18 protein-coding genes are annotated in these 19,993 nt (G+C 66.2%); 8 read left to right on the top strand and 10 right to left on the bottom strand.

Features of this window, described 5'->3' with window-relative positions; genetic code table 11:
- The gene (locus tag ACFSC3_RS02720; protein WP_380938460.1) at positions 1 to 1,032 is read right to left on the bottom strand and encodes a CBASS cGAMP-activated phospholipase; all 1,032 of its coding nucleotides are present in this window, start codon (positions 1,030 to 1,032) and stop codon (positions 1 to 3) included.
- 115 nt (positions 1,033 to 1,147) lie between these two features.
- Here ACFSC3_RS02720 and ACFSC3_RS02725 point away from each other — a divergent pair, with 115 nt between their 5' ends.
- Both ACFSC3_RS02725 and ACFSC3_RS02730 read left to right on the top strand, forming a co-directional pair.
- The gene (locus tag ACFSC3_RS02725; protein ID WP_380938462.1) at positions 1,148 to 1,462 is read left to right on the top strand and encodes a helix-turn-helix domain-containing protein; all 315 of its coding nucleotides are present in this window, start codon (positions 1,148 to 1,150) and stop codon (positions 1,460 to 1,462) included.
- The gene (locus tag ACFSC3_RS02730; RefSeq protein ID WP_380938464.1) at positions 1,459 to 2,322 is read left to right on the top strand and encodes an ImmA/IrrE family metallo-endopeptidase; all 864 of its coding nucleotides are present in this window, start codon (positions 1,459 to 1,461) and stop codon (positions 2,320 to 2,322) included. The genes ACFSC3_RS02725 and ACFSC3_RS02730 overlap by 4 nt, the downstream gene beginning before the upstream one ends.
- A 141-nt stretch (positions 2,323 to 2,463) precedes the next feature.
- Here ACFSC3_RS02730 and acs read toward each other — a convergent pair whose 3' ends face one another.
- The 3 genes from acs to ACFSC3_RS02745 all read right to left on the bottom strand — a co-directional run bounded on the left by acs (position 2,464) and on the right by ACFSC3_RS02745 (position 6,920).
- Positions 2,464 to 4,389: an acetate--CoA ligase gene (gene acs, locus ACFSC3_RS02735; protein WP_380938466.1), complete on the bottom strand. Its 1,926-nt coding sequence runs from the start codon at positions 4,387 to 4,389 to the stop codon at positions 2,464 to 2,466.
- Positions 4,390 to 4,455: 66 nt separating this feature from the next.
- Positions 4,456 to 5,859: a porin gene (locus ACFSC3_RS02740; RefSeq protein WP_380938468.1), complete on the bottom strand. Its 1,404-nt coding sequence runs from the start codon at positions 5,857 to 5,859 to the stop codon at positions 4,456 to 4,458.
- Between the two features lie 107 nt (positions 5,860 to 5,966).
- Positions 5,967 to 6,920, bottom strand: coding sequence for a PQQ-dependent catabolism-associated beta-propeller protein (locus ACFSC3_RS02745; RefSeq protein WP_380938470.1), 954 nt, complete (start codon positions 6,918 to 6,920; stop codon positions 5,967 to 5,969).
- Positions 6,921 to 7,036: 116 nt separating this feature from the next.
- Here ACFSC3_RS02745 and pedF point away from each other — a divergent pair, with 116 nt between their 5' ends.
- The 4 genes from pedF to ACFSC3_RS02765 all read left to right on the top strand — a co-directional run bounded on the left by pedF (position 7,037) and on the right by ACFSC3_RS02765 (position 10,933).
- Positions 7,037 to 7,492 (top strand): cytochrome c-550 PedF, encoded by a 456-nt coding sequence (gene pedF / locus ACFSC3_RS02750; protein ID WP_380938472.1) that lies wholly within the window; start codon positions 7,037 to 7,039, stop codon positions 7,490 to 7,492.
- Entirely contained in the window at positions 7,489 to 8,340 is an 852-nt protein-coding gene (locus ACFSC3_RS02755) for a substrate-binding periplasmic protein (protein WP_380938474.1), read from the top strand. The genes pedF and ACFSC3_RS02755 overlap by 4 nt, the downstream gene beginning before the upstream one ends.
- A 140-nt stretch (positions 8,341 to 8,480) precedes the next feature.
- Positions 8,481 to 10,211, top strand: a complete 1,731-nt coding sequence (locus tag ACFSC3_RS02760; protein WP_380938565.1) for a methanol/ethanol family PQQ-dependent dehydrogenase — start codon at positions 8,481 to 8,483, stop codon at positions 10,209 to 10,211.
- 86 nt (positions 10,212 to 10,297) lie between these two features.
- Positions 10,298 to 10,933 carry a response regulator gene (locus ACFSC3_RS02765; protein ID WP_380938476.1) on the top strand — a complete coding sequence of 212 codons (636 nt, stop codon included), beginning with the start codon at positions 10,298 to 10,300 and terminating at the stop codon, positions 10,931 to 10,933.
- A 52-nt stretch (positions 10,934 to 10,985) separates the two neighbouring features.
- Here the strand turns inward: ACFSC3_RS02765 and ACFSC3_RS02770 are convergent, their stop codons facing one another.
- The 4 genes from ACFSC3_RS02770 to adh all read right to left on the bottom strand — a co-directional run bounded on the left by ACFSC3_RS02770 (position 10,986) and on the right by adh (position 16,400).
- Positions 10,986 to 13,202 carry a hybrid sensor histidine kinase/response regulator gene (locus tag ACFSC3_RS02770; RefSeq protein WP_380938478.1) on the bottom strand — a complete coding sequence of 739 codons (2,217 nt, stop codon included), beginning with the start codon at positions 13,200 to 13,202 and terminating at the stop codon, positions 10,986 to 10,988.
- Entirely contained in the window at positions 13,199 to 14,353 is a 1,155-nt protein-coding gene (locus tag ACFSC3_RS02775; RefSeq protein WP_380938567.1) for an FIST N-terminal domain-containing protein, read from the bottom strand. The genes ACFSC3_RS02770 and ACFSC3_RS02775 overlap by 4 nt, the downstream gene beginning before the upstream one ends.
- A 20-nt stretch (positions 14,354 to 14,373) precedes the next feature.
- Entirely contained in the window at positions 14,374 to 14,775 is a 402-nt protein-coding gene (locus ACFSC3_RS02780) for a DUF779 domain-containing protein (RefSeq protein WP_380938480.1), read from the bottom strand.
- Between the two features lie 104 nt (positions 14,776 to 14,879).
- Positions 14,880 to 16,400: an aldehyde dehydrogenase gene (gene adh / locus ACFSC3_RS02785; protein ID WP_380938482.1), complete on the bottom strand. Its 1,521-nt coding sequence runs from the start codon at positions 16,398 to 16,400 to the stop codon at positions 14,880 to 14,882.
- A gap of 178 nt (positions 16,401 to 16,578) precedes the next feature.
- Between adh and ACFSC3_RS02790 the strand changes: the two genes are divergently transcribed.
- Positions 16,579 to 17,016 carry a pseudoazurin gene (locus ACFSC3_RS02790; protein WP_380938484.1) on the top strand — a complete coding sequence of 146 codons (438 nt, stop codon included), beginning with the start codon at positions 16,579 to 16,581 and terminating at the stop codon, positions 17,014 to 17,016.
- Between the two features lie 19 nt (positions 17,017 to 17,035).
- A complete protein-coding gene (locus ACFSC3_RS02795) occupies positions 17,036 to 17,335 on the top strand; it encodes an EthD family reductase (protein WP_380938486.1) in 300 nt (99 codons plus the stop codon).
- 45 nt (positions 17,336 to 17,380) lie between these two features.
- Here ACFSC3_RS02795 and ACFSC3_RS02800 read toward each other — a convergent pair whose 3' ends face one another.
- Both ACFSC3_RS02800 and ACFSC3_RS02805 read right to left on the bottom strand, forming a co-directional pair.
- Positions 17,381 to 19,447, bottom strand: a complete 2,067-nt coding sequence (locus tag ACFSC3_RS02800) for a TonB-dependent receptor (RefSeq protein ID WP_380938488.1) — start codon at positions 19,445 to 19,447, stop codon at positions 17,381 to 17,383.
- Positions 19,444 to 19,992, bottom strand: coding sequence for a rhodanese-like domain-containing protein (locus ACFSC3_RS02805; protein WP_380938490.1), 549 nt, complete (start codon positions 19,990 to 19,992; stop codon positions 19,444 to 19,446). The genes ACFSC3_RS02800 and ACFSC3_RS02805 overlap by 4 nt, the downstream gene beginning before the upstream one ends.
- Position 19,993 lies beyond the last annotated feature (1 nt).

The following is a 19,993-nucleotide window of genomic DNA, read 5'->3' on the forward strand; positions in this document are numbered from 1 at the left end:
TCAGTCGTCCTTTCCTGGATGGAACGGGACGAACGGCTCCCGTGTGCCGATGAAGAAGCACCTCTCGATTTCCGGAAGGTGCGACCGGGCGCTGGAGACGCCCATGCCGATGAGCGTCTCGATCTTCGACGCGTCGTCGAGCGACGCGAAGCCCGGCTCGACCGTCTGATTGATCCGGCGCAGGTGCGGATTGGTGTGGGGATGCCCGAGCAGCAACTTGGCGGTCGCATGACTCAGCCGATCCTGACCCTGGAACATGAGGTCGAGGAGCCACTTCACGTCCTTCATGCCCGCCACCGCCTTCACGGGCTGGACGATGTCGGTGCAACCGAGCGACAGCAATCGCACGTCCTCCATCGGCCACTGGAGCACGGCGGCGGCCTCGATCGCGGCCGAGCCCATGGGATTGTTCGCCCAGATGCCGCCGTCGAGGAGATGCGACGCGCCGTCGAAGCTGTGCGAAGGCAGGAACGACGGCGCGGCCGCGGTCGCCAAAGCCGCGTCGACCGCACTGCGTTCGTGATCCACGCGGAAGCGTTCGTGGTGGGCCGTCTTGAAGACGTAAGGTCCCCGGTTGACCGAGTCGTAGGCCGGAATGACGAGACGGGTGGCGCTGTCACCGATGCGACGGGCGCCGAACACATCCTCCAGTGCGCGCTTCAACTCGGTTGCGTCGTACTTCGCCGTGCGGAGGTGCCGGGCCGAGCGACGCCAGCCGCGCAGCCATGATCGCGTGCCGGCGAACGCGCCGGTCAGCGGTGCCTGGTCGAAAATGGTCGGTCCTCGCTCGCGATAGAAGCGAAGGATCTCTGCGGCGCTGATACCGAGACCGAGGCCCAGCGCGATGATGCCCCCAGTCGACGTGCCCGCGATCAGGTCGAACTGATCGACCACCCGCTTGCCCGTGACGCGCTCGAGTTCGGCGAGGAACGCCGCCGGTAGGGCGCCCTTCAGTCCGCCACCGTCGATCGTCAGAATCCGGCGGGGCAGACCCTCGGCCCGTGCATCCTGCGCTTGCGACTCCACCGACATGTGCTGCCCTTTCCTACATCCCGTAAGATATAGTGAACGACAAGAAACTTGCAAACCGCAGCAGCCGGTGCGTAAGATCAATCAAACGACGCCTAGCGCGTCAGGAGGAACGAACGTGTCACTCGCCATCAGGCTGAAGGAGCTGCGCACGCGAAGCCGTCAGTCGCTGCAGCAGGTCGCCGACGACGTCGGCGTGTCGAAGGCGCACATCTGGGAATTGGAGACGGGCAAGAGCCGGAATCCCGGCATAGAGCTTGTAAGAAAGCTCGCCGAGCATTTCTCGGTCAGCATAGCGTTCCTGACCGGCGACGGTGAAGGCGGCGAGCAGGACCCGGCGGCGCTGCAGTTCTTCCGCGAATTCGGGGGTGACCTGTCCTCGCGCGATTGGGAAACGCTGCGGACCGTGGCGGAAAGGCTGAAGGACCGGTGACGGTCAACGAGGCGCTTCTGATGGACCTCGCTGACTGCGGGTCCCCGGAACGCCTCCTCGGCGTCATTCTCGATCATCACCGGGACTGGAAGCCGCCGGTCGACATCGAGACGTTCGCACGCACGGTCGGCATTCTCGAATTCCGCGACCTCGAGGTCGATGGCTTCGTCGGCGCGCTGATGACGGACCTCGAAAAGACAAAGGGCATCATCCTGTCGGCGGCCGGTCTACCCGCGGTACGCCGACGCTTCACCGTCGCCCACGAACTCGGGCATTTCCTGATCGCGGCGCATCGTGGCGACAAGCAGTGCACATCGAAGGACCTGATGGAGACGCGGCGCGAGACGCTGCACCAGAAGGAGGAGGTGCAGGCCAACCGCTTCGCCGCGGGGTTGCTGATGCCCAAGCCATGGTTCGTCGCACAGACGGACGACCTTGGGCCTCCCGCGCTCGAGCACCTTCGCATCCTCGCCGCCACCTACTCGGTCAGCCTCGAGGCCGCCGCCAACCGGTACGCGGAACTGACTGCCGAGGCGTGCGCCTTCGTGTTCCTTCGTGGTGGACGGATCAGGTACGCACGCCCGTCCCGGTCGTTTCCGACGCTTTCCGTGCGACCGGGGGATCATGCTCCGACCGACTGCATCCGGGCCGCAGTCACCCTCGGGGGCTGGAGTAACGCCGCCGCCGCCGCATGGCTGCGCGCCGATGCACGATCACGACTGCCGCAAATGCGCATTCAGGTCATGAACCAGCGGGACACGTTTCAAACGGTGCTGCTGCATATCGAAGAGATCGCCCGCGCTGAGGAGGACGAGCTCGACGATTTGATCGAAAGTTACACGCCCCGTTTCGGCCGGTGATGAAGTCGACCGAGGAGGCCTGTGCTACGCCGGGGATGCGAACCGATGGTTACCAGCCGTCCGAAGCCTTCGCCGCCCGGGCATCCGTTGCGCGCGGCCGAGCGCGTCACAGGTGAATTCGCAACAGCCCCATGACTGGCTTCAATTCTTGCAACCGCCAAGGAGCTTGTCGAGTATCGTCGGGTCAGCCAACGTCGACGTATCGCCGATCGCCGCAGTGTCTCCTTCTGCGATTTTCCGTAGAATGCGACGCATAATCTTGCCTGACCGCGTCTTCGGAAGGCTCGGCGTGAAGTGCAACGCATCCGGCGTGGCGACTGGTCCGATCTGCTTTCGGACCCATTGACGTAACTCATTTTGAAGCGCGTCCGTCGAAGTTTCGCCGACCCGCAGGGTGACGAAGGCGTAGATGCCCTGTCCCTTAACCTCGTGAGGCATACCGACGACAGCGGCTTCGGCGACCCTGGGATGGGCGACCAGCGCGCTCTCGATCTCCGCCGTGCCCAAGCGGTGGCCGCTAACGTTGATGACGTCGTCGACACGGCCGGTGATCCAATAGTCGCCGTCGTCGTCCCGGCGGCATCCGTCGCCGGTGAAATATTTGCCCGGATAGGTGGTGAAATAGGTTTGAATAAAGCGGTCGTGATCGCCCCAGACCGATCGCATCTGCCCCGGCCAGCTATCGGTCAGCACCAGATTACCCTCCACTGCACCGCTCAGCACCGCGCCTTCGGAATCGACGATCTGCGCCTGGACGCCGGGCAGCGGCTTGGTTGCCGCACCCGGTTTCGGGTCGGTCGCGTGCGGCAGGGGGGAAATGAGGATGCCGCCGGTCTCGGTCTGCCACCAGGTATCGACGATCGGGCAGCGGCCATCGCCGACGACGCGGTGATACCAAGCCCAAGCCTCCGGGTTGATCGGTTCGCCGACGCTGCCCAGCAGGCGCAGGCTGGCGCGACTGTGGCGCGTCACCCAGTCGTCGCCTTCACGCATCAGCGCACGGATCGCGGTGGGCGCGGTATAGAGGATCGTCACCCCGAGACGATCGACCGTCTCCCATAGTCGCCCGTGGTCGGGATAGTTGGGCACGCCGTCGAACATCACCGTCGTCGCCCCATTGGCCAGCGGGCCATAGACGACATAGCTGTGCCCGGTGACCCAGCCGATATCGGCCGTGCACCAGAATACGTCGCTGTCGCGGTGATCGAACACGTCGCGGAACGTCTTGGCGACCCAGAGAAGATAGCCGGCGGTGGTGTGGAGCACGCCCTTCGGCTTGCCGGTCGATCCGCTGGTGTAGAGGATGAACAGCGGGTCTTCCGCTTCCATCGGTTCGGGCGGGCAATCGGCGGACACGTCCGCCATCGCCGCGTCGAGCCAGACGTCGCGACCGGGTGTCATCCCGACATCGCCGCCGGTGCGGCGTAGGACCAGCACATGCTCGACGCCCTCGCACCGCTCGAGTGCGGAATCGACATTGGCTTTGAGCGGAATGCGCCGTCCACCACGGCAGCCTTCGTCGGCGGTGATGACTAGGCGCGACCCGCAGTCGCGAATCCGGTCGGCGAGCGCCTCGGGGGAGAAGCCGCCGAAGACGATCGAATGAATCGCGCCGATCCGGGTGCAGGCCAGCATCGCCGCCGCGGCATCGGGCACCATCGGCAGATAGAGCGTCACCCGGTCGCCGCGCCCGATCCCTTTCGCTTTCAGGACGTTTGCGATGCGACACACCCGATCGTGCAGCTCGCGATAGGTGATCCGCGCCCCTTCGCCCGAAGCATCGCCTTCCCAGATGATCGCCACCTGGTCGCCGCGCGTCGCCAGATGGCGGTCGAGGCAATTGGCCGAAACGTTGATCTGCCCGCCGTCGAACCAGCGGATACGGAAATCCTCCGCTGCAAAGGACACGTCCTTCACCGTGTCGAATGGCCGGATCCAGTCGAGAGCGGTCGCCTGTTCGCGCCAATAGGCGTCGGGGCTAACGAGCGCCGCCTGACATTGCCGATCATAGTCCGCGCGGTCGATGCCGCCGGGCCGGGCAGTGGGCGCAGGGGCGATATCGAGCATGGGGGCGCCTTTCGTGATGCGGGCCGCGCACCGGTGTCGATGCGCGGCCCGATGGTGCGGTTAGGATCAGAAGAACAGGATCGCGCCGAGCGCCAGCGCGTCCGAATTCGCGTCGTTGCCGTTGTGCGCCTTCGACCGGGTGTGGGTGTATTCGCCGATTAGCGTTACCCAGCTGTTCAGGCCATAGCGGGTCTGTCCGACCCAGCTCGAATTGCGGCTGACGAGGGTCGATACCGCTTCGCCGTTCGCGCGCGACAGGGTGCTGGCGCCGTAGCTGGCCCCGAACGTCAGCTTGCCGATGCCGTACGTGCCCTGGACGTAGAAGCCGTCGCTGTCGCGCTTGCGGCCCAAGGCATCGGTCGACAGCAGGAACAGGCCGATCGTACCGACGCCGGTCCCGGTGTAGTAATAGCCCGTCAGGCTGGCCGGGCCGTAGGACAGCTTGGCCCCGAAATCGATCGCGCGGCCAGTGTAGGCCGGTAGGGCGCCGATCGCGTCATGCCCCTGGATCAGCCCGCCGACCCACACATGCGCGCCGAAGCCGCCATCGGTCGGCACCAGATCATAGGTCGCCTTGGCCTGGAACCCGATCGTCTCGTTCGTCTCCGTTCGGCCAATCGTCGTTAGGGGCTGGAAGACGCCGGCAGCGAACTGGAACCCGCCGAACTTGGGTGACGAATAGGTGATCTGCGGCTGGAAGTCGGTGTAGAGATAGCCGAGGCCGATCCGGCCGAGCGAGGTGTTCGACGGCGCGCCGTTGCCGGCGGCCGTGCCGACCGACAGCAGCGTGATATCGTTCAGGATCGCATCCGACCCGAACAGGCCGATGTCGCGGCCGATCTTGATCTCACCGAAGCCGCTGCGGCCGAAGGTCAGATAGGTCTGGCGGAAATCGATGCCCGAGGTCTGTAGCGCCTGCGGGGCGCCCGCGCCATTTGCGCCCGAATTGCCGAGGCCCGAATTGATGCCGGGGTACATGCCGAAATGCGCGCCGACGTCCCAGCCACCCTGGGTGGTCGAAACGTCGACTTTCAGGAAGCCGGGCAGCAGGCCGTTGCGCACAGCCGACGAGTCATTGCCCACGCTGGCGAGGCCGCCTGCGACGGTGTTGGCGGCAATCGCCGCGTCGGCGTTGTCATGGACGTAGAAGCCGTTGACCGAGCCCGAGAATTTAAGCGCCACGTCACCGATCATCAGCCCGACGCCGCTGTCGGCCATGCGTACCAGCTTCTTGTCGTCCAGCCGTTCGGCGGCGGCCTGTTGCGGGGCTTCGGCGGTGTTGGAAGGCGGGACGGCGGTCGGCTGCGACGCCTTGCGAGCGAGAAGCGTCTGATATTCGTCCTCGGTCAGGATGCCCTTTTCCTTCAGCTTCAGCAGCAGCGCATCGCTGGCGTCCTGCGCGGCCGCCGGGCTGGCTACGGCGACGGACGCGAGCGCGACGGCGCCCAGCAGGCGGGCAACAGCTTTCATGCGGATCCTCCCCTTTGTTCGGCCCGTGGCGTCGGGCTCGTGTCGGGAAGGCTGAGCGAGACGGGCGCGTCGCGAAATTGGACTTTCGATCTTGGACCAAAGTGCAGTCAGGGCGCGACGACGACGCCCCAGGGCGCGCGACCGACCACTACTTTGCCCATAGGCTTCGCGCTGGCGATGTCGACCACGGTGACCGTGTCGGACAGGCCGTCGGTGGAAATAGCCCGGCGTCCGTCGGGCGTGATCGCAACGCCCCACACGCGGGGGCCGACTGGAACAATCGCGCGGGTCTTGCGGGTGGCCGCATCGATGATGGCAATCGCATTGCCTCGGCCGAGCGCGATCACCGCCTGCCGGGCATCGGGTGTAAAGCGGATCTGCACCGGCATGACCTTTTCCGGCGGGATGCCGGGTACGGTGAAGCGTAGCGTGTCGATGACCTTTCGGCTGGCGACGTCGATCACCTGCACGCTGTTGCCCAATTCCGCCGACACCCAGAGCTGCTTGCCGTCGGCGGTGAATTCGGCGTGGCGCGGCCGGTCCTCGGTCGCAGTCGTCGCGACGACCTCGCGCCGGGCGATGTCGATCCAGTGAACCGCATTGTCGGTTTCGGACGTCGATACCGCGAACCGTCCGTCCGGGCTGACCGCCATGCCTTCGGGTTCGACGCCGACGACGACCTGGAATGCTACCTTGCGGCCGGGCACGTCGATCGCCGTTACCGTCGCATCGCGTTCGTTCGAGGCGAACAGCAAATTCCCGTCGGGGGACAAGGCGAACGTTTCCGGGTCCTCGCCCGATGGCAGGTCGGCGACGACCTTGCCGGTCGCGAGGTTGATGACCTGCACCGCATTCTCGTCGCTGGCGCAGACGTAGAGTTGCTTGCCGTCGCGCGACAGGACTATGCCGCGGGGGCGGCGGCCGACCGGCCAGGTCGCGGTGACCTTCATCGTCGCGGCGTCGATGACGCTGATCGTGTTGGCACGTTCGTTGGAGACGTAGATCGTCTCGGCCGAGGCGGGCGCGGCGGCAAGGGCCGCGAGCAGAAGCAGGCGTCGCATCGCGCCATCCTAGCTGATCCCGGCGAGCAACCCCTTCGTACCAAAGTCCAATAAGGCCGATGCGGTCAGCGGGCTACTGTCCCGCCAAAGCCGCTCGGACGGCATGTTCGGAAAGGATGTTGTCGGTGAAGGGTTCGCGTATCGCACTTGTCTGTTCGTCGCTGATCTTCGCGACTTCGGCCGGATACAATGTTTGGGCGCATGGCAATGTGACGCCGCAGGCGGTCGACACCAGCAAGCTGCCAGATATCAAGCCCGACAATAAAACGTGGCTGACCAAGAATCCGTATCGTGACGACCCCAAGGTCTACGCTATCGCGCAGAAGATCGGCGAGAGCGCCTATGGCGGCAATTGCGCACGCTGCCACGGGCTGGAGGCGATCTCCGGCGGCATCGCGCCTGATTTGCGTTACCTCGACAAGGGCGAGGCGGGCGACGAGTGGTATATCCAGCGCTTCCAGCACGGCTCGTCGCGGGACGGCAAGGTGTACATGCCGCCGATGGGCGAGGCGCTGGGCCAGAAGGCCGGTTGGGCGATCCGCTCCTGGCTCGATACGAAGCACGAGGAATGAGCGCACCGACCCGCCGCGCCGTCCTGGCCGGCGCGATCGTCGCGGCGCTGGTGCCGTATCGCGCCGCAGCGCGGGGGCTGGATCGGATTGCGGCCGAAGGTGTCGTCCGCATCGCGGTCTATCGCGATTTCGCACCCTGGTCGTGGAAGGGCGCCGACGGAGCCGTGACCGGTATCGACGTGGACCTGGGCCATGCCATCGCCAAGGCGTTGGGCGTGCGCGCGCAGATCGTCGACTTCATGGCGGACGAGGATGTCGGCGACGACCTGCGCAACATGGTGTGGCGCGGGTCGCTGGTCGGCGGCCAGACTTGCGACATCATGATGCATGTGCCGGTCGACCGGCAGCTCGCGCGGGCCAATGATCGCGCGGTGATCGGCGCGCCCTATTACCGCGAAGGTTTTTTGATGGCCTGCGGGGTCGAGACGGATTGCGAGGTCGCGCCGCCCGCGTTCAAGGGCAAGCGGCTGGTTGCCGAACTAGATAGCGTGCCCGATTTCTATTTCTCCGGCAGTTTCGGTGGCGTGCTGCGCAGCGACACGCGGCATGTGATGAGCGGGGCTGCAGCGGTCGATGCGGTAAAGGCGGGCGAGGCCGATGTGGTGCTCGCCACCCGCGCGCAGATCGAACACGGCCTGTCCGCCGGCGCCTTACGGGTGAAGACGCGCAAGGGGCCGCTGCCGGCGTTGCCGAGCGCGGGATGGGACGTAGGGCTGGCGGTCAAGGACGACAGCCGCGACCTGGCGGACAAGCTCGACCAGATCGTCGCGGGGCTGCGCGCAGACGGCACCATCGCGGCGACCCTGGCACGCTACGGTGTCACGCCTCGCGAGCCGCTGGCGGGTTGATCGAAGGTCCAATGCCACGATCGCGAATCTGAGATTACGCTCAGCATCGTCAACCAAGGTCGCATTCAAGACCATATGGAGGGGAGACCAGATCGATGACGACGATTGCGACCCGAATTGCCGTGCTGCTGGCCGGCACGATGCTGGCGACGGCGACGACCGCGCATGAGAACAAGGATCCGGTGACGACGCCCGCGGTGGCGACGGCTGCGTCGGTGGTCGGGCCGACCGATGCCGACCTGATGAACGATGCCGCGACGCCCGGCGACATCCTGACCTATGGGATGGGGCCGCGCGGACAGCGATTCAGCACGCTGACCCAGGTCAACGCCGCCAATGTCGCCAAGCTGGTGCCGGCCTTCTCAGCGAGCCTGGGCGGCGAGAAGCAGCGCGGGCAGGAGGCCCAGCCGATTGTCTATGACGGCGTCATCTACGTGACCGGCAGCTACAGCCGCCTGTTCGCCTTCGATGCGCGGACGGGCGAGGAGCTGTGGCAGTACGACGCACGGCTGCCTGATGGGATCATGCCGTGCTGCGACGTCGTGAACCGCGGCGCCGCCATCTATGGCGACAAGATCATCTTCGGCACGCTCGATGCGCATATGGTCGCGCTCAACCGCAAGACCGGCAAGGTGATTTGGAACAAGACGCTCGCCCCCTATGACGCCGGCTACAGCTTCACTGCCGCGCCGATGATCGTGAAGGGCAAGGTGATCTACGGGAATTCCGGCGGCGAATTCGGTATCGTCGGCAAGGTCGAGGCGCGCGACGTCAACACCGGCGAACTCGTCTGGTCGCGGCCGACGATCGAAGGCCACATGGGCCAGCTGAACGGCAAGGACTCGACCATGACCGGCAAGCTCAATGCGAGCTGGCAGGGCGATCAGTGGAAGACGGGGGGCGGCGCGACCTGGCTGGGCGGCACCTACGATCCCGAAACCAACCTCGTCTATATGGGCACCGGCAATCCTGCGCCGTGGAACAGCCATCTGCGGCCCGGCAACAACCTCTACACCTCGTCGACGCTGGCGCTGGATCCCGACACGGGCGAGATCAAGTGGCATTACCAGACGACGCCGCACGATGGCTGGGACTTCGACGGGGTGAACGAATTCATCCCCTTTGACATGGACGGCAAGAAGCTGGGCGCGAAGGCCGATCGCAACGGCTATTTCTTCGTCCTCGACCGTACCAACGGCAAGTTCCAGTCGGCCAACCGCTTCGTCACCCGGACGGACTGGGCAACCGGCTTCACCAAGGACGGCAAGCCGATTTACGACCCCGCCAAGCGGCCCCCGGCGCCGAGCGCGGAGAAGGGATCGAGCGTGTTCGCTGCTCCCAGCTTCCTGGGCGGCAAGAATTGGATGCCGATGGCGTACAGCCAGCAGACCGGCATGTTCTACATCCCCAGCAACGAATGGGGCATGGATATCTGGAACGAGCCGATCGCCTACAAGAAGGGCGCCGCGTACCTGGGCGCGGGCTTTACCATCAAGCCGCTCTACGAGGATCACATCGGCGTGCTGCGCGCAATGGACCCGAAAACGGGCAAGATCGCGTGGGAATACAAGAACAAGGCTCCCCTGTGGGGCGGCGTCCTGGCGACCGCGGGCAACCTAGTCTTCACCGGCACGCCGGAGGGGTTTCTGAAGGCATTCGATGCCAAGACCGGCAAGGAACTGTGGAAGTTCAACACCGGATCGGGCGTCGTCGGATCGCCGGTCACCTGGGAACAGGACGGCGAACAATATGTCGCGGTCATGTCCGGCTGGGGCGGTGCGGTGCCGCTGTGGGGTGGTGAAGTCGCCAAGGCGGTGCAACACATCAACCAGGGCGGCGCATTGTGGGTGTTTAAGCTGCCCAAGGCGTAAGGGCGTTGTTGGGAGCGTCGTCCGGTGCGACGCTCCCTTCGCATTCGACGGGCGTGCTGCTAGCATCGTCTGCGGGGAGAGGGGACGTGGAACGAGTGCTGATCGCGGACGATCATCCGCTGGTACGCGACGGCCTGCGCACCGTCATTGCCGTCGCCTTCGACCAGGCCGACCTGTTCGAGGCGTCGTCGGTCGCCGAAGCGGTCGAGATCGTCGATCGCGAGGGGGATTTCGACCTCGTCCTGCTCGATCTCAACATGCCGGACGCGCGCGGCTTTTCCGGCTTGCAGACACTGCGCGACCGCTTTCCCGCCCTGCCGATTGTGATGGTGTCGGCGGCTGCGGACAGTCAGGTGGTCAACGGCGCGATCGCCAATGGCGCGGCGGGCTTTATTCCCAAATCGCTGAAGCGCAGTCAGATCGTCGCCGCGATTCAGTCGATCCTGTCGGGCAACATCTTCATTCCCGACGCTTTCAGCTCGCCGTCGGACGCCGAAGCCGAGATCGGCAGCATCCGCAGCCGCATCGATACGCTGACACCGCAGCAGCGCGTCGTGCTCGGGCTGGTCGTCGCGGGCAAGCTGAACAAGCAGATCGCCTTTGAACTCGACGTGTCGATGACGACGGTGAAGGCGCATGTATCCGCGATTTTGTCGAAGCTGAACGTATACAGCCGCACCCAGGCAGTGATCCTGGTCAATAAGGTCGGGCTGGGCGCCTGAACGTCGATTCACGCCGGTGGAGCGTGGATGTGTCAAACCCGTAGATCAGACGTCAGCGTACGCTCGCCAGCAGCGCGCGCAACTGCGCTGGCTTCACTGGCTTCTGCAGCACGTGCAACCCCGATGCGATCAGCCGTTCGCGAAGGTCGGGCATGCGGTCGGCGGTAATGATGGCGGCGGGGATTTCCGCACCGATATCCGCGCGCAGGGTCGCCACCGCGACGTCGCCCAACGTTTCCGACCCGAGGTGATAGTCGGCCAGGATGACGTCCGGCCGCAGCCGCGATCGCCGGACAATCGCGCGCGCGTCGTCCAGGCTGGCGGCGGTGCGGACCCGGACGCCCCAGCCGCCGAGCATCGCCTGCATGCCCGCCAGGATCGATTCCTCATTATCGAGCACCAGCACCGTGGACACGCCGATACCGCGCGTCGGCGTCGCCGTGGCGGGCAGGCGGAGGATACCGCTCGCGGCGAGGGGCGCTTCGATGGAAAATGTCGCGCCGGCGCCCAACGCGCTGCTGAGCGTAATCGGATGACCGAGCATCCGGCTGGCGCGCTGGACGATCGCAAGACCCAGGCCGATGCCCTGCGACGCACCGGTGTCGAGCCGGCGGAATTCCTCGAAAATCTCGGCATGATGGGCGGGGTCGATGCCCGGTCCGGTGTCGGCGACGGTGATCGCAACCGATCGTCCATCGTGTCGCGCCGACATCGTGATGCTGCCGTGCTGGGTATAGCGGACCGCGTTGGACAGGAAGTTCTGGAGCACGCGGCGCAGCAGGCGCCGGTCGGAATGGACCCATAGCTGCGTGGGTAAGACGTTCAGCATCAGGCCGCGTTCGGCAGCGACCACTGCGAATTCGGCGCGCAGTGCAGCGAACATTTCGTCGAGCGCAATATCGCCCAATTCGGGAGTGATCGCGCCGGCGTCGAGCTTGGAGATTTCGAGCAGCGCTTCCAACAGCCCCTCTATTGAATCGAGCGCGGACGCGGCCTGATCGACAATCTTGCGGTTGCTCGCGGCCAGGCGTCGGCCGGCGAGCGCGGAGACGAACAGCCGCGCGGCGTTGAGCGGCTGGAGCAGGTCGTGGCTGGCGGCGGCAAGGAAGCGGGTCTTCGAAAGATTGGCCTGTTCCGCCGCGGTCTTCGCTGCGCGCATTGCGAGTTCGGCCGCGTGACGCTCGCGAACCTCCAGCTCTAGCTGTCGGGTCCGGGCCGCCACCCGCTGTTCGAGCGCGTCCGCGGTGCGCAAGCGTTCGGTCACGTCGTCGAAGCTCATCACCATGCCGCCGTCCCCCATCGGCTGGCGGCGGATTTCGATCGAGCGGCCATCGGACAGGCGGCGCACTGCAACAACCTCCGCCCGGTCCGCTGGGTCGGCACCGGTCGTATCGATCCAGCCGAGCGTATTGGCCGCATCGGCGCGGGGCAGCTTCGCCTTGCACCATTCGAGCAAGGCCGTGTGATCGAAGATCCTATGCCGCGCGCGCTGCGGCGGTAGGTCAAGCAGGGTGAGTAGCGGGTCGTTCCAGGCGACCAGCGACCGATCGGGCGCGAACACGCAGACCCCCTGCGGCATGGCGTCCAGCGTGCCCTGCAACACCACTGCACGCTCGGCGAGTTCGCGGGCGCGCTCGCGCGCGTCCTCCGCCTTGATATCGGTGATGTCGGTATAGACGCCGACGATGCCGCCTTCGCTGGTGCGCTGTTCGTTGACCTGTATCCACCGGCCGTCGGCAAGCAGGATGACCTGTCCGCCGTCCGCCACTTGATGGCGACCGATGCGCTCCGATACCCAGCGCGCCGGGGATACCAGCGGGCCGAGCGTCGAGCCGACCTCGCAGATCGCCCCGGCGATCTCGTCGAAGGCGACGCCCGGCTGGATACGATCGGCGATCGTCGGCCAAAGCGACAGATAGGTGCGGTTGCAGAGCACCAGCCGGTCGTCGGCGTCAAAGATCGCGAAACCTTCGTCCAGCGCCTCGATCGCGTCGCCCAGTCGGCGCCGCGCGGCGTCCGCGGCGTCGCGAGCATGGGCGAGCGCGGCGTTGCTTGCGGCAAGATCGTCGAGTGCCCGTTCCAGGTCGGCCGTGCGTTCGCGCACCTTGCTCTCCAGCGCGATCGCGGTTTCGAACACGGAGAAGGCGTTGCCCTGAAGGTCGGTCGACCGTTCGACGCGGTCCATCAGCGAAACGTTGATCCGCTCCAGCTTGGCGATCCGCGCTTCCAGCGCGGCAATGGTGGCGGCCTCGTCGGTGCGGTTGGTCATGGCCGCCCGATCGCCAGGCCTGTGAAAGTCTGATTGACGTGCAGCGCGCGAAACTGCTCGCCATAGGTGTTGAACCCGACGACGCCGCGCCGCGCGTAGAGCTCGGACACGGGTCCGCGCAACTGACGCTGCTCGATCTCGACGGAATTAAGCACGCAGTCGAAACCCAGCACCCGGTCGATCCCGCCGACGTCGGCATCGAGTCGATCGAACAGGCTGCCCAGACCGGCGATGATATCGTCCGCCTCGCCCAGCGTAAGCACGATGCCCTCGTCAATCGCGCAATAGAAGGTCAGGCTGCCGTCCGGATTGGCTGACTGGATCGACCGGACGTAATATTCGCCGCCGGCGCGCACCATCGGCGGGTGGCCGGCGAACACAGGCAGGCCGAGCTGATCGATGGTGGTGCCGACCAGCCGGGCATACTCGGCGGCGGCGGGTTCGGCGTTGATCTCGTGCACGATCCGCCGCGTCGTGTCGGCGGCGGTGATGACCATCTTCGTCGCACCGGGGCGGTAATGCTGGGTACGGAATACCGTCATCGGCCGGGTGGTCGACAAGATGGCGATGACCGCGGCATCGCGACGGAAGGCGCCATTGTAGAGAACGAACGTCTCGCGGAAGTCGAGTCCGTCGCCCGAGGATCCGCCGATCAGCGGCACGTCGCCCAGTGCATCCTGAAGCGTCAGCGTCAGCATCTCCTCGCGGTGGGACAGGCCATCAACCAGGAAGATCGCGGCATGATTGACGCGTCCGCCGAAATGCCGTGTTTCCTCGTTCGCTTGCGCAACCATCGAGCGCACCCGCTGTTGAGCATCGCCGGCGTCGAAATGGTCGAGGTCGGTGAAGCAGGCGGCGGTTAGGCGAAAGTCGCTGGCCGGAAAGCCGATCGCGGTCAGCGTTCCCTCGCCCAATCCATCTGGCGTCAGTTCGCCCGACGATGTGCAGCCCACGACGGTCAGCCCGTCGCTGCGGTCCGCGATCGACCGCGCCAGTGCCTCCAGCGGATAGCGGCTGGAGCAGAACAGCAGAATGCCGGACAGTTCGGGCACGTCGAGTTGGCGAAACAGCGCGCGGATCGCCAGTTCCGGGTCATGCTCGCGCGTCGCGGCGACGCGAAGGGGCGTAAGAGTCGGCACATCGCCAATGATGACAGTGGTTAGTGCAGGCGTCACGCCCCATCTCCGCGTGGGGGCGGGGCAGCGGCGTCCAGCGCATCGACCTCGGCATCGTCGAACACGCGGCTGCGCACGATGAAGCGCACTCCCTCCGGCCCTTCGAGCGAAAAACCGGCGCCGCGACCGGGCACGACGTCGATCGTAACTTGGGTGTGGCGCCAATATTCGAATTGCGCGGCACCGATCCACACCGGAATACCGCGATCCGCGCCGACGTGGCCGAGCAGGACATCTTGCCCACCAACACGAAATTCGCCCGCCGGATAGCACATCGGCGCCGACCCGTCGCAGCATCCGCCCGACTGATGGAACATCAGTGGCCCATGGCTGGCGGTCAGCTGCGCCATGATCGCGTCGGCCTGAACCGTAGAAAGCACGCGGGGCGGGGCAATCATCGGCGGTCTCCGAAGAAGGGAACGGCGACCCCCGCCAAGAGGGCCGCCGTCCGAGGATGCGAGAGGCTTTTAGGAGAGTGTCGGTCGCCTCCCGCGGGCAGGGGTCAGAAGAAACCGAGCGCCTTGGGCGAATAGCTGACCAGCAGATTCTTGGTCTGCTGATAATGGTCGAGCATCATCTTGTGAGTCTCGCGCCCGATACCCGACTGCTTGTAGCCGCCGAACGCCGCGTGTGCGGGATAGGCGTGGTAGCAATTGGTCCAAACACGGCCTGCCTGGATGGTGCGGCCGGCGCGATAGGCGATCGTTCCGTCGCGCGACCAGACGCCTGCGCCCAGGCCGTAGAGTGTGTCGTTGGCGATCGCCATCGCGTCGTCGAAGTCCTTGAACGTCGTCACCGCGACGACTGGTCCGAAGATCTCCTCCTGGAACACCCGCATCTTGTTGTGGCCTTCAAGGATCGTCGGCGTGACGTAATAACCCGCGTCGAGCTCGCCGCCCAGTTGCGCTCGGGTGCCGCCGGTCAGCACCTTAGCACCTTCCGCCTTGCCGATGTCGATGTACGACAGAATCTTCTCGAGTTGGTCGTTCGACGCCTGCGCGCCGATCATCGTCGTGGCATCTAGCGGGCTACCCTGCTTGATCGCCTGGACCCGCGCGATCGCCTTTTCCATAAAGCGGTCATAGATCGATTCATGGATCAGCGCGCGGCTGGGGCAGGTGCAGACTTCGCCCTGGTTCAGCGCGAACAGCGCGAAGCCTTCCAGCGCTTTGTCGAAGTAGTCGTCGTCGGCGTTCATCACGTCGGCGAAGAAGATGTTCGGGCTCTTGCCGCCCAGCTCCAGCGTCACCGGAATCAGGTTTTCGGTAGCGTATTGCATGATGAGGCGGCCGGTCGTCGTCTCACCAGTGAAGGCGATCTTCGCGATCCGCTTATTCTGCGCCAGCGGCTTGCCCGCTTCGACGCCGAAGCCGTTGACGACGTTAAGCACTCCGGGTGGCAGCAAGTCGCCGATGATATCCATCAGTACCATGATTGACATGGGCGTTTGCTCGGCGGGCTTCAGCACCACGCAATTGCCGGCGGCGAGAGCGGGGGCGAGCTTCCATACCGCCATCAGCAGCGGAAAGTTCCATGGGATGATCTGGCCGACCACGCCCAGTGGCTCGTGATAGTGATAGGCGACCGTGTCATGGTCGATCTCCGCGATTGAGCCTTCCTGCGCGCGCAGGCAGCCGGCAAAATAGCGGAAATGGTCGATCGCCAGCGGCAGGTCGGCGTGGGTCGTCTCGCGGATCGGCTTGCCGTTGTCGATCGTCTCGACGAGCGCGAGAAGGGGCAGACGCTCTTCCATCCGGTCGGCGATCTTGAGCAGGATGCGCGAGCGTTCGGTCGCGCTCATTCGGCCCCAACCGTCCTTCGCCTTGTGCGCGGCGTCGAGCGCCAGTTCGACGTCCTCGGCCGTGCCGCGCGCAACCGAACAGACAGTCTTGCCGGTGACCGGCGAGGGATTGTCGAAATACTGCCCACGTACCGGTGGGACCCAGTCGCCGCCGATGAAATTATCGTAGCGCGGGCGGATCGCGATCTGCCCTTTCAGCTCGTCTAGCGCCTGTTGCAGCATGGTCTTCTCCTATGGACCGCGGGTCGGTCGCCGCGTCGTCTCGATGGGGGAGTGTCTGCCTTCCCCCCGCCGCGCGCCATTGCACCAAAGGGTAATTGCAGCGCGTGCATCGATGCGGGCACCTCGCCGCAATCGGCGCCGATCCTGTGCGCGGGTCCGCAAAAAGAGGAGTATCAGTATGTTCAGGCTCGTCATCGCAGGCGCCGTGGCTGTAGTAGCCTTCGCCAACCCGGCTGTGGCTCGCGACATCGTCGTGCAGATGAAGAACCAGGGCGCAGGCGGCGCGATGGTATTCGAGCCCGCGTTCATCAAGGCGCAGCCGGGCGACACCATCCGCTTCAAACCGACCGACCCCAGCCACAATGCCGAGACGATCCCGACCATGCTGCCCGCGGGCGTCGCGCCGGCGAAGGGCGCGATGAACAAGGAATTCGTCCTGCCAGTGACGGTGCCGGGCCTCTACGGCATCAAGTGTATGCCGCATTATTCGATGGGCATGGTCGCGCTGATCCAGGTCGGCAAGGGGCCGTCGTCCAATCTGGCCGCCGCCCGCGCCGTCAAGCTGCCACCGTTCGCCGCCAAGCGGATGACGCCGATGCTGGCGCAGGCGAAGTAAGCGGGTCGGGGACGCATCGATGCCGGCCGCGCTGATGGTCGCCTATCCCGCCGGGGACGGGGCGCATTTCGACCGCGATTATTATGTCGCGACCCACCTGCCGCTCGTGCGCCGCGCGTTCGCGTCGCAGGGGCTGACCGACGTCGCCGGCTACTTCCCCGACGCCTCGGGCGATCTGCTGGCGGTCGCCATCCTGACCTTCACCGATGCCGCGCGCCGGGATTCCGCGCTCGCATCCGCGGAGGCGGCCCCCGTGTTCGCCGACATCGCGAACTTCACCACGGCATCGCCGATCCCGATGCCGATGACGGTGGCTTGACCGCACCCAATCGTGCTCCCGCCTGATGCGGGAGCACGATTGGGTTCAGCCTGTCCGCAGCGTCAGCCCGACCCACAGGGTTCGCGGCGTCGAGCGTTCGACGATATTGGCGCCGCTGATCCCCGCCTCGACCCGCGCATCGAACAGATTCTCCGCCCGCAGCTCGACCCCGAGCGCGGGGGTCAGCGGAAGCGCCGCATAGCCGTCGACCGTCGTCGCGGGCGCCAGCGAGCGGCTGTTCTGGTCGTCCTCGAACTGGCGGGCAGCGTGGCGCAGCGTCGTCGAGATCGCGGCCCCGCCCTTTCGCCAGCCGAGCGAGGCGGACACCATGTCGCGCGGGGTCTGGGCCGGTCGCAGTCCGTCGAGTGCGGCGGCGGCCCCGCTGGCGGCCACGCGGGGATCGACATGGCTCCACGACGCCTGCGCCAGGATCGGCCCGCTCTGCCACCGCGCATCGAGTTCGAGCCCCGTGGAGCGGATTGCGTTCAAATTCTGGCGAACGCGGTAGATGCCGTTGGCCGCGACGAAGCCGACGCCGGGGAACGTTCCCGGACCGCGACCGGCGGTGACGTTGGCGATCGCACCGTCAAGTTCGTTCCAGAACACCGACGCGGCAAGCGACAGTCCGGCGGCTGGGGTTAGCATGATGCCGGCATCGATGCCCTGCAGACGTTCTGGAGACAGCATCGCATTGGCCGCGGTCGCATCCGCCCCGACGCGGAACGGGCGGTAGAGTTCGTTGAGCGTCGGCAACCGCCAGCCGCGATAGGCCGACGCACGCAACGTCACCGGCGTTACCGGGGTCACGGCGATGCCCGCCCGCCCTGTCCACTCGGTTCCGGACCGCTCCGGGAACACGGCGTTGGTCAGCGATGCGCCCGTCGCCAACACGGCCTCGCGCAACATGCCGTCCGACAAGCGCCAGCGGTCGACCCGTCCGCCCAGCGTCAGCGTCGCCGGGCCGGTCGTCAGGCTGGCGTCGGTGAACAGGCCATAGGTCAGCGCGGTGCCGCCCGACACGCGGCGCCGCGTCGGCACGGCCGCGACATAGGTATAAGCCTCCTGCGTCTGCCCGGCGACGCGGCGGACATCCGCCCCTATACGCAGGTCGCGACCTTCGCCGACCGGTGGTACGACCTCGATCCGCCCACCCACGCCGGTCGCGGGGGTGTTGTACTGGTCCAGCGTCTGCGTCGCGACCGTCCGTGCGGCATCGACGCTGGCGAATTGCGACGCGAAGGCGCGAGTCTGAAGATAGGCAAGCGCCGACCAGTTCCACTCACCGCGGCCGATCAGGCGCAGGCTGGCGTCAGCACCTTCGCTGCGATTGCGGGTGAAGGCGGTGCCGCGTTCGCGCGTATCGGTGAAGCCCGACAGGTTGGCCTGAAGCTCGGTCCGCCCGTTCAGCGCGATCACGCCGCGCGCAGCGGCGGAGAATTGTTCGAAGGGCGCCGGACGGTCGGCCGGGCCGCGGCTCTCCACGACCGTGGGAATGAAGCCATCACCGCGGCTGTACGCCGCCGAAAGCGTGGCAAAGCCGCCGGGGCGCGCCAGCAGCCCGGATGCGGCTGCAGATACCGAATCGCGGGTGCCATAGGACAAGTCGGCCGCCAGCGCCGGCTGGCCGGCCGGATCGGCGCTTTCGATCTCGACCGTGCCCGCCAGCGCGCCCGGGCCGAAATAGCCGCTGCCGCCGCCGCGGGTGACGCGGATCAGCCCGATGCGGTCGGTGGCATAGGCGGGGAAGGGCACCCAACCGCCGAACGGGTCGGACTGCGGCACACCGTCGAGCACCAGCAGTGCGCGGCTGGAGGCGTTGCCGCCGATGCCGCGCAGCGAAATGCCCTGGCTGGTCGGATTGGCCGATCGCGAATCGCTGCGGCGGAACTGCTGGAGCCCGGCGACGTCGGCCAGCACTGTCTCCAGCCGTCCGCTGGCGCTTTCCTGAATTCGCGCGGCGTCGATCGCCACCACGTCCGCGGTGCGGTCGCCAGGACGGGCGCGCAGGCCGCGACCGATCACCACCACGTCGGCCGTGGCGGCGGGGCGATCCTGGGCCGCGGCCGGAGTGGCGGTGCCCGACAGTATCAAAGCGATGGCGCGAACGGTCATAGGGGCTCCGGATAAGGGGTCATCGGTACCAGAGGGCGGCCGAGGTCGCGCCAGCCGTCGGCACCTTCGGCGAACCACCGCACTTGCGCATAGCCCGCCCGCTTCAATCGCCATGCGGCATTCCAACTCATCCAGCAATCCGCCAGACAGAAAACGATCAATGTGCGGCGCGGCTCCGCGGCATGAAGCCGAGCGACGCCGGCCAGAAACCAGCGTTCGATTGCGGGGTCGACCCGCCCGCGCCCAGCCTCCGGAAACCAGGCCGCGCCGGGGATGCCGCGCTGTTCGCGGGCCAGCCGCCATCGCCCGTTCGCTTCCCGCACCGCGCCCTCGGCCGGAACCACGTCGACCAGCGTCGCGCGGCCGGTATCGACCAGTCTCGCGACCGCTGCCGCATTGATCCGACGCACGCCGGGGGGCGGCTCGGGAATGATGCCGCGATACTCGGCGATACGATAGCCGGTCTGCGGATCGAACCGTGCGTCCGGTACGGTCGCCGCGCCGGCCGCCAAGGCCAAAAGGCAGAAGGGGAGATAGCGTGTCATC

It is taken from the genome of Sphingomonas floccifaciens (assembly GCF_042681125.1).
GTDB classification, from domain to species: Bacteria; Pseudomonadota; Alphaproteobacteria; order Sphingomonadales; family Sphingomonadaceae; genus Sphingomonas; species Sphingomonas floccifaciens.

Bases quoted from the DNA above. Each gene is read 5' to 3' on its own strand.
- ACFSC3_RS02720 (WP_380938460.1), bottom strand. From the start codon at position 1,032: ATGTCGGTGGAGTCGCAAGCGCAGGATGCACGGGCCGAGGGTCTGCCC.
- acs (WP_380938466.1), bottom strand. From the start codon at position 4,389: ATGCTCGATATCGCCCCTGCGCCCACTGCCCGGCCCGGCGGCATCGAC.
- ACFSC3_RS02740 (WP_380938468.1), bottom strand. From the start codon at position 5,859: ATGAAAGCTGTTGCCCGCCTGCTGGGCGCCGTCGCGCTCGCGTCCGTC.
- ACFSC3_RS02745 (WP_380938470.1), bottom strand. From the start codon at position 6,920: ATGCGACGCCTGCTTCTGCTCGCGGCCCTTGCCGCCGCGCCCGCCTCG.
- pedF (WP_380938472.1), top strand. From the start codon at position 7,037: ATGTTGTCGGTGAAGGGTTCGCGTATCGCACTTGTCTGTTCGTCGCTG.
- ACFSC3_RS02755 (WP_380938474.1), top strand. From the start codon at position 7,489: ATGAGCGCACCGACCCGCCGCGCCGTCCTGGCCGGCGCGATCGTCGCG.
- ACFSC3_RS02760 (WP_380938565.1), top strand. From the start codon at position 8,481: ATGCTGGCGACGGCGACGACCGCGCATGAGAACAAGGATCCGGTGACG.
- ACFSC3_RS02770 (WP_380938478.1), bottom strand. From the start codon at position 13,202: ATGACCAACCGCACCGACGAGGCCGCCACCATTGCCGCGCTGGAAGCG.
- ACFSC3_RS02780 (WP_380938480.1), bottom strand. From the start codon at position 14,775: ATGATTGCCCCGCCCCGCGTGCTTTCTACGGTTCAGGCCGACGCGATC.
- adh (WP_380938482.1), bottom strand. From the start codon at position 16,400: ATGCTGCAACAGGCGCTAGACGAGCTGAAAGGGCAGATCGCGATCCGC.
- ACFSC3_RS02790 (WP_380938484.1), top strand. From the start codon at position 16,579: ATGTTCAGGCTCGTCATCGCAGGCGCCGTGGCTGTAGTAGCCTTCGCC.
- ACFSC3_RS02795 (WP_380938486.1), top strand. From the start codon at position 17,036: ATGCCGGCCGCGCTGATGGTCGCCTATCCCGCCGGGGACGGGGCGCAT.
- ACFSC3_RS02800 (WP_380938488.1), bottom strand. From the start codon at position 19,447: ATGACCGTTCGCGCCATCGCTTTGATACTGTCGGGCACCGCCACTCCG.
- ACFSC3_RS02805 (WP_380938490.1), bottom strand. From the start codon at position 19,992: ATGACACGCTATCTCCCCTTCTGCCTTTTGGCCTTGGCGGCCGGCGCG.